General features: G+C 43.3%; 20 protein-coding genes and 3 pseudogenes. 10 read left to right on the top strand and 13 right to left on the bottom strand.

Translation table 11 applies throughout. The features are described from left to right. Positions 1 to 124: 124 nt before the first annotated feature. Positions 125 to 328: pseudogene (locus F6K46_RS09415) on the bottom strand (DUF433 domain-containing protein); the annotation flags it as partial. A 158-nt stretch (positions 329 to 486) separates the two neighbouring features. Here F6K46_RS09415 and F6K46_RS09420 point away from each other — a divergent pair. Continuing rightward, the gene (locus F6K46_RS09420) at positions 487 to 1,254 is read left to right on the top strand and encodes a peroxiredoxin-like family protein (protein ID WP_293052064.1); all 768 of its coding nucleotides are present in this window, start codon (positions 487 to 489) and stop codon (positions 1,252 to 1,254) included. A 558-nt stretch (positions 1,255 to 1,812) separates the two neighbouring features. After that, positions 1,813 to 2,080 (top strand): annotated as a pseudogene (locus F6K46_RS09425) (DUF2442 domain-containing protein). Between the two features lie 270 nt (positions 2,081 to 2,350). Here F6K46_RS09425 and F6K46_RS09430 read toward each other — a convergent pair. Further along, positions 2,351 to 2,635: a type II toxin-antitoxin system mRNA interferase toxin, RelE/StbE family gene (locus F6K46_RS09430; RefSeq protein ID WP_293052061.1), complete on the bottom strand. Its 285-nt coding sequence runs from the start codon at positions 2,633 to 2,635 to the stop codon at positions 2,351 to 2,353. Next, the gene (locus F6K46_RS09435; protein ID WP_293052058.1) at positions 2,628 to 2,846 is read right to left on the bottom strand and encodes a hypothetical protein; all 219 of its coding nucleotides are present in this window, start codon (positions 2,844 to 2,846) and stop codon (positions 2,628 to 2,630) included. The genes F6K46_RS09430 and F6K46_RS09435 overlap by 8 nt, the downstream gene beginning before the upstream one ends. 448 nt (positions 2,847 to 3,294) lie before the next feature. Between F6K46_RS09435 and F6K46_RS09440 the strand changes: the two genes are divergently transcribed. Both F6K46_RS09440 and F6K46_RS09445 read left to right on the top strand, forming a co-directional pair. After that, positions 3,295 to 3,567 carry a hypothetical protein gene (locus tag F6K46_RS09440; protein ID WP_293052055.1) on the top strand — a complete coding sequence of 91 codons (273 nt, stop codon included), beginning with the start codon at positions 3,295 to 3,297 and terminating at the stop codon, positions 3,565 to 3,567. After that, the gene (locus F6K46_RS09445) at positions 3,564 to 3,809 is read left to right on the top strand and encodes an HNH endonuclease signature motif containing protein (RefSeq protein WP_293052052.1); all 246 of its coding nucleotides are present in this window, start codon (positions 3,564 to 3,566) and stop codon (positions 3,807 to 3,809) included. Before F6K46_RS09440 ends, F6K46_RS09445 begins: the two co-directional genes overlap by 4 nt. Positions 3,810 to 4,193: 384 nt before the next feature. On the opposite strand, the gene F6K46_RS09450 is transcribed toward F6K46_RS09445, so the two are convergent. Beyond that, complete coding sequence (locus F6K46_RS09450; RefSeq protein WP_071986962.1) at positions 4,194 to 4,526, bottom strand: DUF5615 family PIN-like protein; 333 nt, start codon at positions 4,524 to 4,526, stop codon at positions 4,194 to 4,196. Positions 4,527 to 4,558: 32 nt separating this feature from the next. After that, the gene (locus tag F6K46_RS09455) at positions 4,559 to 4,957 is read right to left on the bottom strand and encodes a DUF433 domain-containing protein (protein WP_075896551.1); all 399 of its coding nucleotides are present in this window, start codon (positions 4,955 to 4,957) and stop codon (positions 4,559 to 4,561) included. Positions 4,958 to 5,249: 292 nt separating this feature from the next. Between F6K46_RS09455 and F6K46_RS09460 the strand changes: the two genes are divergently transcribed. From F6K46_RS09460 to F6K46_RS09470, 3 genes and pseudogenes are all read left to right on the top strand, one after another. Further along, positions 5,250 to 5,453 carry a hypothetical protein gene (locus F6K46_RS09460; RefSeq protein WP_143727456.1) on the top strand — a complete coding sequence of 68 codons (204 nt, stop codon included), beginning with the start codon at positions 5,250 to 5,252 and terminating at the stop codon, positions 5,451 to 5,453. A 274-nt stretch (positions 5,454 to 5,727) separates the two neighbouring features. Further along, positions 5,728 to 5,973, top strand: coding sequence for a DUF4160 domain-containing protein (locus tag F6K46_RS09465; RefSeq protein ID WP_293052049.1), 246 nt, complete (start codon positions 5,728 to 5,730; stop codon positions 5,971 to 5,973). Beyond that, positions 5,945 to 6,212: pseudogene (locus tag F6K46_RS09470) on the top strand (DUF2442 domain-containing protein). Before F6K46_RS09465 ends, F6K46_RS09470 begins: the two are co-directional and overlap by 29 nt. Positions 6,213 to 6,420: 208 nt before the next feature. Here F6K46_RS09470 and F6K46_RS09475 read toward each other — a convergent pair. The 3 genes from F6K46_RS09475 to F6K46_RS09485 form a co-directional block, all read right to left on the bottom strand. Further along, positions 6,421 to 6,744: a type II toxin-antitoxin system Phd/YefM family antitoxin gene (locus F6K46_RS09475; protein ID WP_143727455.1), complete on the bottom strand. Its 324-nt coding sequence runs from the start codon at positions 6,742 to 6,744 to the stop codon at positions 6,421 to 6,423. A gap of 397 nt (positions 6,745 to 7,141) precedes the next feature. Then, positions 7,142 to 7,333, bottom strand: a complete 192-nt coding sequence (locus F6K46_RS09480) for a hypothetical protein (protein ID WP_229415183.1) — start codon at positions 7,331 to 7,333, stop codon at positions 7,142 to 7,144. Further along, on the bottom strand, positions 7,330 to 7,503 hold the full coding sequence (locus tag F6K46_RS09485) for a hypothetical protein (protein WP_229415182.1): 174 nt from the start codon (positions 7,501 to 7,503) through the stop codon (positions 7,330 to 7,332). The genes F6K46_RS09480 and F6K46_RS09485 overlap by 4 nt, the downstream gene beginning before the upstream one ends. A 528-nt stretch (positions 7,504 to 8,031) precedes the next feature. Between F6K46_RS09485 and F6K46_RS09490 the strand changes: the two genes are divergently transcribed. Both F6K46_RS09490 and F6K46_RS09495 read left to right on the top strand, forming a co-directional pair. Further along, positions 8,032 to 8,226 carry a type II toxin-antitoxin system HicA family toxin gene (locus tag F6K46_RS09490; protein ID WP_075896545.1) on the top strand — a complete coding sequence of 65 codons (195 nt, stop codon included), beginning with the start codon at positions 8,032 to 8,034 and terminating at the stop codon, positions 8,224 to 8,226. Continuing rightward, on the top strand, positions 8,223 to 8,438 hold the full coding sequence (locus F6K46_RS09495; protein WP_075896543.1) for a type II toxin-antitoxin system HicB family antitoxin: 216 nt from the start codon (positions 8,223 to 8,225) through the stop codon (positions 8,436 to 8,438). The genes F6K46_RS09490 and F6K46_RS09495 overlap by 4 nt, the downstream gene beginning before the upstream one ends. A 469-nt stretch (positions 8,439 to 8,907) precedes the next feature. On the opposite strand, the gene F6K46_RS09500 is transcribed toward F6K46_RS09495, so the two are convergent. The 5 genes from F6K46_RS09500 to F6K46_RS09520 form a co-directional block, all read right to left on the bottom strand. After that, a complete protein-coding gene (locus F6K46_RS09500) occupies positions 8,908 to 9,663 on the bottom strand; it encodes a thioesterase II family protein (protein ID WP_293052044.1) in 756 nt (251 codons plus the stop codon). After that, positions 9,617 to 9,856, bottom strand: a complete 240-nt coding sequence (locus tag F6K46_RS09505; RefSeq protein ID WP_293052042.1) for a hypothetical protein — start codon at positions 9,854 to 9,856, stop codon at positions 9,617 to 9,619. The genes F6K46_RS09500 and F6K46_RS09505 overlap by 47 nt, the downstream gene beginning before the upstream one ends. A 602-nt stretch (positions 9,857 to 10,458) precedes the next feature. Further along, the gene (locus F6K46_RS09510) at positions 10,459 to 11,805 is read right to left on the bottom strand and encodes an alkaline phosphatase PhoX (RefSeq protein ID WP_293052039.1); all 1,347 of its coding nucleotides are present in this window, start codon (positions 11,803 to 11,805) and stop codon (positions 10,459 to 10,461) included. A 25-nt stretch (positions 11,806 to 11,830) separates the two neighbouring features. After that, positions 11,831 to 12,370: a pentapeptide repeat-containing protein gene (locus tag F6K46_RS09515; RefSeq protein ID WP_293052036.1), complete on the bottom strand. Its 540-nt coding sequence runs from the start codon at positions 12,368 to 12,370 to the stop codon at positions 11,831 to 11,833. A gap of 189 nt (positions 12,371 to 12,559) precedes the next feature. Beyond that, a complete protein-coding gene (locus tag F6K46_RS09520) occupies positions 12,560 to 12,751 on the bottom strand; it encodes a hypothetical protein (protein WP_293052033.1) in 192 nt (63 codons plus the stop codon). Positions 12,752 to 13,183: 432 nt separating this feature from the next. Between F6K46_RS09520 and F6K46_RS09525 the strand changes: the two genes are divergently transcribed. Beyond that, positions 13,184 to 14,233, top strand: coding sequence for a sorbosone dehydrogenase family protein (locus F6K46_RS09525; protein WP_366510748.1), 1,050 nt, complete (start codon positions 13,184 to 13,186; stop codon positions 14,231 to 14,233). The last annotated feature ends 214 nt before the right edge of the window (positions 14,234 to 14,447 follow it).

The raw sequence follows: 14,447 nt of genomic DNA on the forward strand, positions 1-14,447 counted from the left end.
AATGATCTCCATGTTGCACAAAGCTCAATTTTATCTAGCTTTGTGCGCTTTATAACTCGCCTTGTGCTGTCAAGTTTCCGGTCATTTTACAGTAATTTTATCACTCGATTCCAATGCGATTACCCTGACTGCTGCCAAGATTACGAGCTTGAACGAGAACCCAAACAGGAATACGAGTGTTGGCAATCCGGGCATCTCCCCCGCAAACACCTGGTGTTTTTTCAATGCCTGTCCAGATGTTGCTAGCTTCCTGAAGTAGCTGAATCGCTTGAGCTTTTTTAGTTAAACTAAGGGCTAAAAGTTGGGATTTAATCTCGCGCAGGGTCATGGTGAACGAAGTTGTACTGAATTGTTTTGTAAAAATTCGATTTGGGGAATCGATGAACAGATTAAGGAGGCTATCTGGCTCGTATTTGAGTTTTTATCAATATGTCCAAACGTGCTTTACTTATAAAACCACATTCCCCTTAAAACAACCGGTTTAAAATGAATCCTTACACAATCTTAAATCAGACCCAGTGCCAGCGGGTAAGTGATGGAGTCATCCTGCCACTTCTGAGCGGTTGTGAGTCAGCCACCCGCCAGCTGGTACTTGTCTGGCCCCAACTTGGAGATTTCGACAGTCTCGAATACGCTTGGTGGCTGCAACGGGAAGCAAAAAGATTACAGAGCGAGGGTATACTAATACGAGCTGTTGGTATTGGCAATCGCGATTCTGGTAAGCGATTCTGCAACTATACGGGGTTTCCTGGGGATTGGCTGTTTGTCTCTCCCAATGCACAGCTGCACCACCAGCTTAATCTATATCCAGGACTATCGCTTAAGCTACCAGGGCTCTCAATAACCCTAAATGCCTACTTGAATTTGCTGCTGATGTGTGCGGGTATTGGTAGTCCTGGCACTCTAGCTGAAGTATTTCGAGGCTATTGGGGCGATAGTCAGGCTCCCCAGTTGCTCGATGATGAGGAGGTTGTGCGAGGTATACCACTTCCCCCTATCAAAGGGTCATTCTTCAGGCTGGCTGGTGGCAAAGGTTTTCAAAGACCCTTTGAATTGGCAACCCTGCGGCTGCGGAATATGACAGAGGTTTTAAAGCACTGGAATACTTATGTACCCAATGGGGCTTATCTGACCCAGCGAGGGGGAACCTTCTTATTCGATTCACAGGGGAAATTACTCTACGAATACCAGGATTGCGGGCTCCTTGGCTTTGCTCAGAATATGAGTCGTCCACTGTCGTTTTTATTAGATTAAGTAGCTGGACAAAAATAAACCTCGCTGTATTAACTTGTGTAAAGTTGCCAAAAAATCCTCTGTTCCCAGATCCGCTGTTCCCTGTTCCCTATTTCAACAGTTAATTTTATTTTTGTCCGACTACTTAGTTCTACCAAAGCGATAGTAACTTAGAAGTAAGTACAGAATTATAAGAGCAAGACAGGGAGAAAATTGATGCGGTTATCACCACTTTTATTATAAAAATTATAAGCTGCTACTCAGTCAGGAATAGAGCAGGGCATACAACAAGGAATACAACGTTAAAAATTAAAAATTAAAAATGAATGAAGCCCAGTAGGGTGGGAATGCGATCGCGTTCTCCACCGAGCCCAGTAAGGGATGGTGCGTTCGGTGATCTTCGGTGAATAAATGTCTTGATAGCTCTTGTGTAATCGAACCCACCCTACAAGATCGTACGCACTACCAGACGACTTGATCGCGCTGCAAGCCAAAGTTCAAGACATTGTAACCAGCATAGTGTTAGAATTATTCCATTATGCCAACAATTTTACGGATCGGTCTTTTTAGAGGCTTGGTATGGGTATTTTGGCAATTCGAGCGGATGAGAGAGTTAAGAATGTCTACTTTACTGAAGAAACCATTAGTGTTGATTTAATGGATGGGCGGAAAATTACCGTACCTCTAGTTTGGTACCCAAGGCTACTTAATGCCACACCCGATCAACGTTCAAATTGGGAAGTTTGCGGTGGTGGTTATGGTATCCACTGGAGCGACCGAGGACGAGGATTTGAGTACAGAAGGGATGCTGCGTGGTGCGCCAGCCCCATCCTCCAGAAATTTATGAGTTAATCGAGGTGAGGGACCCTAAGGTTCAAGCTCACTGGCGGCAGGTATCTAACGGTTACGAACTAAGCGTACGCCAGTCCGTCCAGTGCAGGATCAGAAAGGTTACGCAAAAGCCCGTGATTGTTGGGTTTCGTGCCTCAACATTATCCCCCCTTTGAGTCAACCTGGTGAATTGAGTTCGTCGTTTATGGTGCGTTCTGTGATAGTCGGTCAATAAATGTCTTGATAGATCCTGTGTAATCGAACCCACCCTACAAGAGCGTACGCACTAATAAACTTCATCGTGAGTGCCAATATCAATTAAAACGATTTCTTCTTCTAAGGTGTCTTGATTTTGTTCAAAGTTGAAAATAAGACGACAATCATATTCTACCGAACAAGCCCAAGCACCTGATAATTTACCTTTGAGTTTATGAGTGCGTAGTATAGGATTATAAGGATTATCAGCCAGTAATCTTAATTTGGCTTCAATTTTTGGTTTTAAATTCGGTTGACGTTTAATGATTGCCTTAAAAGCTCGCTTAAATGATGATGTTAAAATTAAATTAGTCATTGTTTAATTCGGCAATAACATCATCAACTGTACCCCGAAAAACGTTACCCTGTTGATAGTCTTGGTGAGCTTTAGTTATATTAACAGCGATTTCCTCTCTTCTTTTTTCAATTTGTCTATGTCTAACAATATTAATTAAATCGTTCTGTTCATCTAAAGAAAGAGCGTCAATCATTTCTAAAATTTGATGGAATTGAATTGTTTGCATCATTTTTTACTCTCTTGCCAAAATATTAGTTTACTCTAATCTAATTTATTCATTATTTTCAATTTAACACGCCCAAACAAATGATCGCACTTTCCCAAATCGGAATTTTAGAAAGGGCTATGTTAGTTGGAGATGCTGGGTTTCCTTCCTCAACCCAACCTACAAGAGCGATGCTCCTAAGGAGCCGCTAAAAGCGAACGCACTTGGGGACAACGATCGTTCCAAAAAAGGTCGGTTAGATGCACGATGAAAAAACTCGCTACAATAACCGCAGTATCATGCCAGTAGCCATTGAACATGACAACTGAACAAATCACGATCGATCTGCCTAGTCCCATCTTCCACCAACTGGCACGAATTGCCAAAGCTACGCAGCAAAGTGTAGAGACACTTGCACCTGCATTGTGTAGTTAGCAATTTGCCACCTTCGGTTGATAATGCCCCAAAAGAAATGCAAGCAGAGTTATTACAGCTTCAGACACTAGATACTGAACAGCTACTCAACATTGCTCAAGCAGAAATAGACCCTGATCAGCATCATCGCTGTGTTGAGTTGCTAGACAAACATCAGGATGAGAAACTGACACCGGAGGAACGGCGGGAACTCGCCGAGTTGCGACAAGCAGCCGATCGTCTCATGCTACGGAAAGCTTATGCCTGGTCTGTTCTACGTTGGAAAGGGCATCGGATTCCTGCACTTATTGATTTACCTGTGATTCTATGACCATATCTGTTGAATTACGACGGCGCGTAATTCAAGAAGCCAATTTTCGCTGTGAATATTGTAAAACCTCTTCCCAGTTGACTGGTACACCACTAGTCATGGATCACATCTGGCCTCGCTCACAAGGTGGAACAGACAATCGAGAAAATTTAGCTGCTTCCTGTTATCGCTGCAATGAATTCTTTGGGAGCAAAATCTACGCAATTGATCCATTAGACTTGGAAGTATGTTGCACTCTATAATCCACGAAATCAATTTTGGGAACGACCATTTCATTTGGAACAATGGTGGAACTCATATTGCTGGAATAACACCAGTGGGCCGAGCAACAGTAATAGCGCTGCCCTTGAACTTTTGAGTTTCTGATTGAAGCAAGAGCAATTTGGATTGAAGTAGGCTGGCATCCACCTAATGAGTAGGTAACAGAATTGAGCATTGATGGAAATATTGATCGCGTACGACCGATATTTGCAAACAAAAATGCCTACTAATTATAGCCTATAATGGTGGGCACTTGTGTTTGGAAATCTAGGATTTTAACAAAGATTATCGCACAAGTGCCCACCCTACAATCTACTTTGAGCATATGTGATTAACCAGATATATTCCCCTTCATGTACTCACCATTAATCATCACGGCTAATAGGGCGATATTGATTCAACCAACGAACTTGCCCTAAGCAATCTTCTGATTGAGTCTCTAAAAGAAAACGCTCGAGTGCCTTAATCAGGTCGGATAAGTTCCATCTGCTTTGAGCCGCCAGAATAATGCCATGATGTTCTGGGTATTGTATGGCTAAAGCGGAGAAATCTTTGATGTTGAATGTAAAAATACATCGCCCTTGAGCCGTTGCCTTCAAAAGTTGGGTTTCATCACTTGCATCTTTGGCTATCCATTCATTGGGAGTCCGAGTAACATCATGACCACGAACGGTTAGGGCTGATTGTAAGGCTTTGATGGACGTGTCCGCATCTTTGGTGTTGCCGAAGTTTAGACATTGGCTACTTCGCTCTCTTGTTCAGCTACAATCGCGCTGTCAATTTCGGTTTGATGTGCGCTGTAAAACCCTAGTGCGTCGTTAATTTGAGTTTCAGTTAACCCATATTCCTCGGCCAGCTGCTTGGCAGACATTCCCCATTGGTGGGTGGCGATCGCAATTGTCTGGACTCGAATCCCTGTCCCACGAATGACTGAGACGGGGTGACCACTGGCTCCTTGACGATAAGTGATGTGGGGAAAGCTTGGGTCATGGAATTGATGCTTGAGAACAGCAACTTTTTCAGCCACTGCCCATAAAATAAAGTCGTCGAGGGAAATGCCTTGACGCAAAGCACATTGTTCTACTTCTTCTTGAAGTTGAAGCGGCAAGTTAAGGGAGTAGGATGCCATTTTTAAGGTAAGGTCTGCATTGTCGGTTAATTTACCTTCTGATCCTAACGGATGCTCTTAGTATAACACGATCGCACAGGATTAGTCGTAATACATAAATTACCAAAGACATTAGACACTCTATGCTTGAGAATGTTAGGCAGAGGCAGGGTCCAACAACAGGCCATTGATGAATTAGAAGCACTGCCAGAAACAAATCAATTTCGGTAAAATACGTTATTGTTGTTATCTTCTGAGCGTAGTAACTTAGAAGTAAGTACAGAATTATAAGAGCAAGACAGAGAGAAAATTGATGCGCTTATCACCACTTTTATTAGAAAAATTAGAAGCTGCTACTCAGTCAGGCATACAACAGGGTATACAACAAGGTATGCAGCAGGGTCTGAGGATGGAGCGCACTGCGATTATCGAAAACTTGTTGAGAGTGAGGTTTAATTCTCTTGATGACCAACTGAGAGGTATTATTGAACCAATGCTGTCCTTATCTAATCAATAATTTTCCGCTTTAATATTACAGTTATCTCAGCTATCCCGTGAGGAATTATTAGCAAGATTCAGTGATTAATTCAAAGTTCAAAATTAAAAATTAAAAATGAATGAAGCCCAGTAAGGGATGGTGCGTTCGGTGATATTCTGTCAATAAATGTCTTGATAGATCTTGTGTTATCGAACCCACCCTACAAGAGCGTACGCAGTACCAGACGACTTGATCGCGCTGCAAGCCAAAGTTCAAGACATGGTAACCAGCATAGTGTTAGAATTATTCCATTATGCCAACAATTTTACGGATCGGTCCAAATCGTTTCTACTTTTACAGTCATGAACCGAATGAACCACCGTACATCCATATTGACCGTGATGCTTCATCTGCTAAATTCTGGCTGGAACCAGTCAGTCTAGCTAGCAATGTTGGTTTCAGTGCTAAGGAACTTCGGAAATTGCAAGGGATAGTCCAGGAAAATCCGAAAAATCTATTAGAGGCTTGGTATGGGTATTTTGGCAATTCGAGCGGATGAGAGAGTTAAGAATGTCTACTTTACTGAAGAAACCATTAGTGTTGATTTAATGGATGGGCGGAGAATTACCGTACCTCTAGTTTGGTACCCAAGGCTACTTAACGCCACACCAGATCAACGTTCAAATTGGGAAGTTTGCGGTGGTGGTTATGGCATCCACTGGAGCGACCGAGGACGAGGATTTGAGTACAGAAGGGATGCTGCGTGGTGCGCCAGCCCCATCCTCCAGAAATTTATGAGTTAATCGAGGTGAGGGACCCTAAGGTTCAAGCTCACTGGCGGCAGGTATCTAACGGTTACGAACTAAGCGTACGCCAGTCCGTCCAGTGCAGCGTCAGAAAGGTTACGCAAAAGCCCGTGATTGTTGGGTTTCGTGCCTCAACATTATCCCCCCTTTGAGTCAACCTGATGAATTGAGGTCCTCGTAAACCAGTAAATTAACTCTTTTTAACAGCCTTTTATCATTCTCTTGTAGCCAAATATAGTCAGACCAATATGCTTCGGTAAAAGTGATTTTAATTCATAAATTAATTGTTTAATTGACTTTTTTACAGATTTAGCTTGTTCAATTGATTCTAAGAGATGTTCGGCATTGGTAGGATTGGATAATAAATATAGTGTTTCTTGCCAAGAGTTAAATTCATCTAAAGACATTAAAACAGCTTGTTTTCCTTGATCATTACATAATATAGTTGGTTCTACATCAAGAATGACCCGCTCGATTAGTTTATCTAATTGGTGTTTGGCTTGATTACTCGTAATTGCTTTCATTTTTAGCTAGTCAGAGTTACATACACCAGAAATGTAACAGAAATTAACTTTTTTTTGGTCATCCAAACCTACGGGCGATCGCATTATGAGTCCGATTTTGTTATGGTAACTTACAATATAAGAGAAAATCTTAGGGTAACAAGCATGAAAATCAAGGGTTTTGGGTGGTGCGTTCTTCATAATCGTGGGGTGAAGCAGCAGATTGCTTCAAGGAAGGCACCCTACAAGAGGGACGATCGCTACGAGCCAATTGGCATCAGCCTAGTTCTTCACCTAGGGTTTGCTGTGATGCGTGCCGGATGTGTAGAATGCGAACGGTCGCTCCTTCTTGCTCTTCCAATATGGTAAAAAGAATTCGATATGAATTACGTCCCCGACCGTAGAGTAATTGTCGTATTTATTGACTGAAATACTTATTCTCTCTTGCATTAGGACAACGTTTTGGAAATTGCGATAGAGATTCGATTGCTTGTAGCAATCCAGAATACCAAAGGCTAGCCTGGGTAGGAGATGTGACTTGGGATAAACGTAGGAAGGCGCTGTCGGCTTCCGCCTCTGCCACACTGGAAATTTCAAGAGAGTATTTCATGAATCGACTGGCAGGTTGTACTGGCGACGCTGCTCTTGGGCAAACTCATGGAAAGACCGAAATCGACCTGCCTGGAAATCATTCAGTCCTTTTTGAATGCCCTTTATAGCCTCCTGTGAATCTTCCACCTCCGACTCTAAGACACTAGCCAGCAATTCGGACGCAACCAAGCTAACATCTTGACCTCGCTGAGCAGCATATTCACGCAGTAGTGCTTCTAATTCTGAGCTAAGGGATAACTACCTTTGTCATCGACCTACTTTCCTCCCAACCTTTGCTTCTTAGCTGCATTCTAGCAAAGTGTGGGGGTGCGTTACTAAAGCATTTCCTCAACCCACCGGAAAAGTCGCGATCGCACTATAATATAAAAGTGCAACAAATTGTAAAGCCCGAACAAATTAATACTCTCGATCTTGAGGAGATGAATCATGAATCATTCGAGTTCTGAGCTAACACGTGCGCTTACTGATTGGCGTGACGATATATTCTTATAAATAGAAAAAAATCCCGACGAACAGATTCTACAATTATTTATTACAAATCCTTCGTTTATTTCGTCAAAGCCAAATGACGAAGCAAGAATCTGTAGATACTTTGAAAAACATGAAACTAAAATCAGATTAATTAGTTAAAATAGGGTGATTGTCTAACAATATCAACTAGATATAATTCGATTAAAATTATGAAAAACTGTCTGAATGAAAGTTAAAGAGGTACTTAAGCGATTAAAAAAAGATGGATGGTATCAAGTAAGAATGCGGGGAAGTCATAGAATTTTATCTCATCCTCAAAAGCCAGGTATTGTAGTAGTTCCAGGTAAGCTAAGTGATGATATACCCATCGGAACATTAGGTGCAATTTGGAAACAAGCACAGTTAGGAGATGAACAATGAAAAAATATGCAGTAATTTATGAAAAAGGCGATACCAACTGGGGGGCAATTGTGCCAGATTTACCCGGTTGTGTTAGTATTGGTGACAGTTTGGAAGAAGTCCAAGAAAATGTTAAAGAGGCGATCGCACTTTATCTGGAAGTTTTGGTCGAAAAAGGAGAAAAAATCCCTCAACCTCAAACCCAAGTCGGATTTGTAGAAATAGCAGCTTAATCCCTAGTTTCTCAAAATGCTACAAGATCTCAAGATCTATTGGGTGGGATGGTGCGTTCAGTGATATTCGGTCAATAAATGTCTTGAGAGATCTGGTGTAATCGAACCTACCCTACAAGAGCGTATGCACTCAACCCAACCGACAACAGAGATCACCCTTCCAACCCGCTCGCGCTATTTTATTCCCATTTAATTTTCTTGTGTCAGGCTTTTGATAATCTTTTTAGCCAATCGCTCATTAATTTATCGCACTTCACCAAATCATCAAGATAGAAGCAAGAGAATAAACTGAACGGGCTTCATCGCCTTTTTGGAAATCAATTTATCCAAAAATCCGTTCATAGGTTGGTAATTGTTTAGCCATATTTCCCTTAAAAGCTGGTCAAAGGCTTTTGCTCCCCGCTCGCGGTGGCCTACGGCCTCCGCTACGGGAACACCAGATGGGGATTTCAAGGAAAAACTCAAGGAATCACCTATGCGCGATCGCAAACTTTGTGATCAGCTCCAAAAGCTGATTACACTCCTTTTCATTATTAATAAAGAAATGGCCACCAGGAAACATGTGTATCGTGAAAGTGCTACTGGTTTGGTCACCCCAGGCCGCAAGCTCATCACTGTTGGCGTCGGTATCCTCCAAACCTCCGAAAACAGATATCGGACAATTAAGTGGGGGTTCGCTAGTGTAGGTATAGGTTTCGTTCATCCCGAAATCCGCTCGCAGGATCGGTAGAAACAGCTCCATTAGCTCCTGGTTTGCTAGCACAGTATCTGGTGTGCCATTATATAGACGCAATTCTTCGATCAACTCAGACTTGGGCAAGTTATGAAGGGGAGGTTTTCGAGCAGGTACTTGAGGAGCGCGGCGACCGGAAATGAACAGGTGTCGAGGACTCGGGGCTTCCTGGCGGCGGAGTTGACGGGCTAATTCAAAGCTGATTATTGTTCCGAGACTGTGACCAAAAAAGGCAAAGGGGATATCGAGATAGGGCAGTAAACCTGGTGTTAGGGTTTCAATCAGGGGCAATATACCAGTAACCAGAGGTTCCCGCAGTCGCCTGCCCCGTCCAGGAAGTTCCACTGGGCAGACTTCGATATCCGGTGCCAATTGGTCTGGCCAAGTGCGAAAGCTAGAAGCACCACCACCAGCATAAGGAAAGCAAAATAGGCGCAGGCGGGCTTTAGGATTTGGTTTTGGGCGAGTGATCCAAGAGTTGGTAGTAGTCATTAGTTATTTTGAAGAGAACAGGGAGTAAGGAGTAGGGAGTAGGGAGTAGGGAGTAGGGAGTAGGGAGTAGGGAGTAGGGCACAAAATTCTCACAATTAGCTGATAGCACCTCAAGTAGCATCTCAAGTAGCGCATTAGCTGATAGCTGACGGTAACTTTGACTATGGTAGGGTAGGTAATCAATAGACTTCACCGCAGTTGTCGGTAAATGGATCACTTTTGTAATACAAGATATAGCAGAAGTCAGAAGTCAGAAGTCAGAAGTCAGAAGTCAAACTCTTGCGCTTATTTAGGTTTGAGACTTTTGTCATGTCCTAACTGCCCTGGCGACTGCTATAATAGGCTTAGTTGTTATTTCACCAAGCCCATAAATAGTTTACAAGAAAATTCCAGTTATAATAAGGTTATTGAGAACCAGTTAAGCGATCGCTATAACATCCCAAAATTACTTTATATCTGTTAGACAAAAGCCAATTTAATTGGAGTAATCATTATAGGGTTTTCCAGCCTAATGAGATAAACAGTTTTTTTTCTGTTCCCTGTTCCCTAAAATCCAAAAATTTGTAGTTTACCTAATTTAAAACCGCTATAATTACAAAAAAAACTCTCATATCTTTATGAGAGCAAAACTATGAAATAAAGCTGATAATTTTTATAATAACGGTTGTCATCTTGACTCAACAATTATAAAATAAATATACAGGGATTCTAAATGAATTGTAGTGATTTTTGATGCCATATTACCTGCTCCCTACTCCCTACTCCCTACTCCCTACTCCCTGTTCCCTGTAGACTCTAAACCCAAGGACCTACTATTGCGAATGTGATACCAGGCTCTTGAATGTTCACAAACATGGTCCGACCATTGGGTGAAAAGCAAGCACCAGCAAACTCACTGCTGTTGATAGCATTCCGTGCCAACTGGTAAAGCTCACCTTTAGGATTAACCCCAACTAGGAATTGGTCACCACCACCATCTTCACAAAGGATGAGATCTCCAGAAGGACTAATGGTCACATTATCTGGGTGTTCTAGTAAGCTGCGGTCATGGGACTCAACAAACAGTTCAATGGTGCCACCCTCTTGGGGATTGCTACCAGGAACATAGCGCCAGACTTGACCAGCTCCATTGGCCCATCCAGTCTCTGGATTTAACGAACCACCACTAGTACAGGTAAAGTAAACTTCATTATTACCGTACCATGCCCCTTCTCCCCGGGTAAATTGGGTTGCTCCTTTCGCAAAACCTTCAACCCGCACAGTATCTCCTTCCGGGTCTACATCCTCAATCCGAACCCATTCCACTGCCATGGGCTTACCGACAGGGAAGTTTTTAACCGTGATTTTCTGAAATGTTCCCTTGATCTTTAATGCCTCTAAGACACCCCCTGCTTTTAAGTTGCCTGGTTCCTTGGGAATAAAACGATAGAACAGCCCATCCATCCTGTCTTCAGTCTGATAAACAATCCCAGTATTGGGATCTACTGCAACGGCTTCATGGTTAAAACGACCCATTGCCACTAGAGGCTCAGCTTGCACTACTTCACCGGTAATGGGCACTTCAAAGTTATAGCCGTGCTTCATCGAAACACTTCTGGGGTCATCTACCGGATAAGTGGTGGGAGTAACGGTGCTTTCTTCACAACTAATCCATGAACCCCAAGGGGTTGGTCCACCACTACAGTTTCGTTCAGTACCAGCCAGGGACGTGTACTGTTTGACCAGTTGACCATTGGCTCCCACTACTAGTGTTGTGGTCCCACCCAGACACATGGGGTCATATTTGATATACTCTACTGCTACCAATCCATGTTTATCCAGTTGATGGGGGCTAAGTTCATGATTGCGCACCAGGACAGTATTGCCTCCCGGTGCAGGAAAAGCCCCCATGCCATCGGGTCTACCAGGCACCAAATTGCTATCACTCATGGTGTCACCTGTCCGGGATAAAACTTTATAGCTAAATCCGGCTGGCAGGTCTAATAATTGATTAGGGTCTGGCTGAAGTGAACCGAAGCCTTTAGCTCGAAATGATTTACCAAGGGCCTTCTTGGCAAAAACCTCTTTCAACGGGGATGCCAGAATTACACTGGCGGTGCTAGCACTGGCTAAGGCAAAGAAGTGACGTCGTGATAAAGTCATTGGTGAATAACGGATAGGTGTTTGATCACTCAGACAGATCTGCTCTGTGGCCATCAGGATAAATCGTGGAACTATCCAAGTAGGCATCACAAAGATCGACGTTTTCGGCTCGAAATAAGTTGCAACCCCTCAACTGTGCCTTAGTAAGGATAGCTCTTTTCAGGTTAGCATTACTCAAATTGGCATGGCTGAGATTGGCATGGCTAAGGTCAGTGTCCCTCAAGTCCGCTGCTTGGAGATTGGCACCAGCTAGATTTGCGCCCTGTAAATTGGCACGACGTAGATTTGCTCTGAACAGATTGGCATTCTGAAGATCCGCCCCAGAGAGATCAGTCTGGTAGAGTTGGGCATCACTTAACTGAACTCCTTGAAGTTGAGCTTGGTGCAACTTGGCTTGACTTAGATTAGAGTAGGGCAGGTAAGTCTTTTTAAGATTGCTGCTGGTCAGGTCAATTCCTTGTATATTTGCTTCAAACAGGTCAGCTTCACTGATATCTACTCCACTAAAGTCTCGTCTACCCCTAGCATATTGTTCAAGTAACTCGGCTCCACCAATCTTTTTCATTGCGCTATAGATAGGTCAGCTTTTGCCGCCTACCAATTTATAAAATAATGTCAATGCGTATTTATGCTTAATTATTTTTTAAAGGTATAACTTTGTAGCGCGTTACACACTTAATTATAATTGTTTTTTAATATTTGTGAACATTTACTACGGATAACAAAAAATACTTGACAATATAAGGGATTTATGTTAAAAATTCAAATTTTCGGAGCAGGGAGCAGGGAGCAGGGAGCAGGGAGCAGGGAGCAGGGAGCAGGGAGCAGGGAGCAGGGAGCAGGGAACAGGGAAGACAGAAGAGGGATAGGTAGGGAGCAGGGAACAGGGAACAGGGAGCAGGGAGCAGGGAAGACAGAAGAGGGAACAGGACAAAAATGCTGTCAAGATATAAAGCGAAGCTTCCTGTTCTGTTGCAACTAAGATGTCACAACTGCCAGTATCAATCGCTCAGCACTACCACGAGCGCACCAAATATGCTCCAGAAACCATATGGGTGCGGCTCTTATAGAAAGACGATAGAATGGGGAAGAGTTTTTTAACCCAAGCTGTCCTGTAGCAGTGTTTTGAGAGAAAAAACCGAAGGACTCGACAGGCGCAACCGCAGCAGTATGAGCCAGGNGGGTCAGGCATAGCACAAGTTGTGAAGAGTACAATAGGGTAAGCTGAGCATCGAGTAGGTAAGCAGTTCATCCTTCTATTTTACCATTATCAGCAGCTGCTCAAGTATTTCTGCCGCGCTGCACTAGCGCCTCTCGACCTCCAAATGTGGTAGCAGTACCATCCAACCCAAGCCTAAAAGTACCAGCGGGTTTCCAAGTGAACGTATTTGCTGATGGGTTAGACCGTCCCCGCTGGCTAGCACTTACTCCCACTGGGGATATCTTGGTCACAGAAACTCGGGCAAATCGTATTCGTTTATTGCGCGATCGCAATGGTGATGGAGTTGCTGATGTCAAAAAAACCTTTGCTAATGCCAGTAATGGGTTAAATATTCCCTTTGGCATGGCGTTTGCTGATCAATACTTCTTCTTGGGCAACACTAATGCTGTAATCCGGTTTCCCTACACTAAAGGTCAAGACCAACTCACTGGCAAAGGTCAAAAAATTGCTGACCTTCCTGGTGGTGGCTACAACCAGCATTGGACCCGCAATGTGGTAGTGTCTCCCAACCTAAACAAAATCTACGTCTCTATTGGTTCACGGTCTAATGTCGATAGGGAACCTTTACCCCGAGCATCGGTACAGGTGATGAACCTGGACGGGTCAAACCAACAGACCTTTGCCTATGGTTTACGTAATCCGGTCGGTCTCGACTTTCACCCAATTACTGGTGAACTTTACACTACCGTCAATGAAAGAGATCTGATCGGAGATGACCTAGTTCCTGATTACTTCACCCGCATTCGCCAAGGGGAATTCTATGGTTGGCCCTATGCCTATTTAGCCCCCCATCTCATCGATCCCCGTCAAACCCGCAATGGTCAAAGCATCAAACCTGAACTGGTTGCCCAAACCCGAACTCCCGATGTTTTATTCCAATCGCACTCAGCAGCACTAGGATTACAATTTTATGATGGACAGACCTTTCCAGAAAAGTATCGTAACGGTGCCTTTGTAGCGTTTCGTGGCTCTTGGAATCGTAACCGAGGCACTGGTTACAAGGTTGTCTTTATTCCCTTTAAAACTGATAGACGACCATTCGGCTACTATGAAGATTTTTTGACTGGTTTTCTAATCGATTCCTCAGGACCAACCACCTGGGGACGTCCAGTTGGGTTGCTGGTGCTAAAAGATGGCAGTCTGCTAGTCACAGAAGAAGCCAACAACCGGATTTACCGGATCCAATACCGCAAAAGTAACCGGTGAATTAGGCTCGACTAACCCGGAATATCTTATTTATTACAACTTAATTACGACAAAAATTTTTTAACTGGAAATTCATCCCCTACTAACCGCACTTAGTGTAGATTGGGGAATGTTTACCGAATCTTATTAAACCTGGCTTGGTACTAATAACTGATGACTCATAACAAGTCTTTGTAAAGATATTTAGGAAAACTTAATATCAGACAAAAAACAG

Source organism: Moorena sp. SIO3E8, from assembly GCF_010692445.1.
GTDB classification, from domain to species: Bacteria; Cyanobacteriota; Cyanobacteriia; order Cyanobacteriales; family Coleofasciculaceae; genus Moorena; species Moorena bouillonii.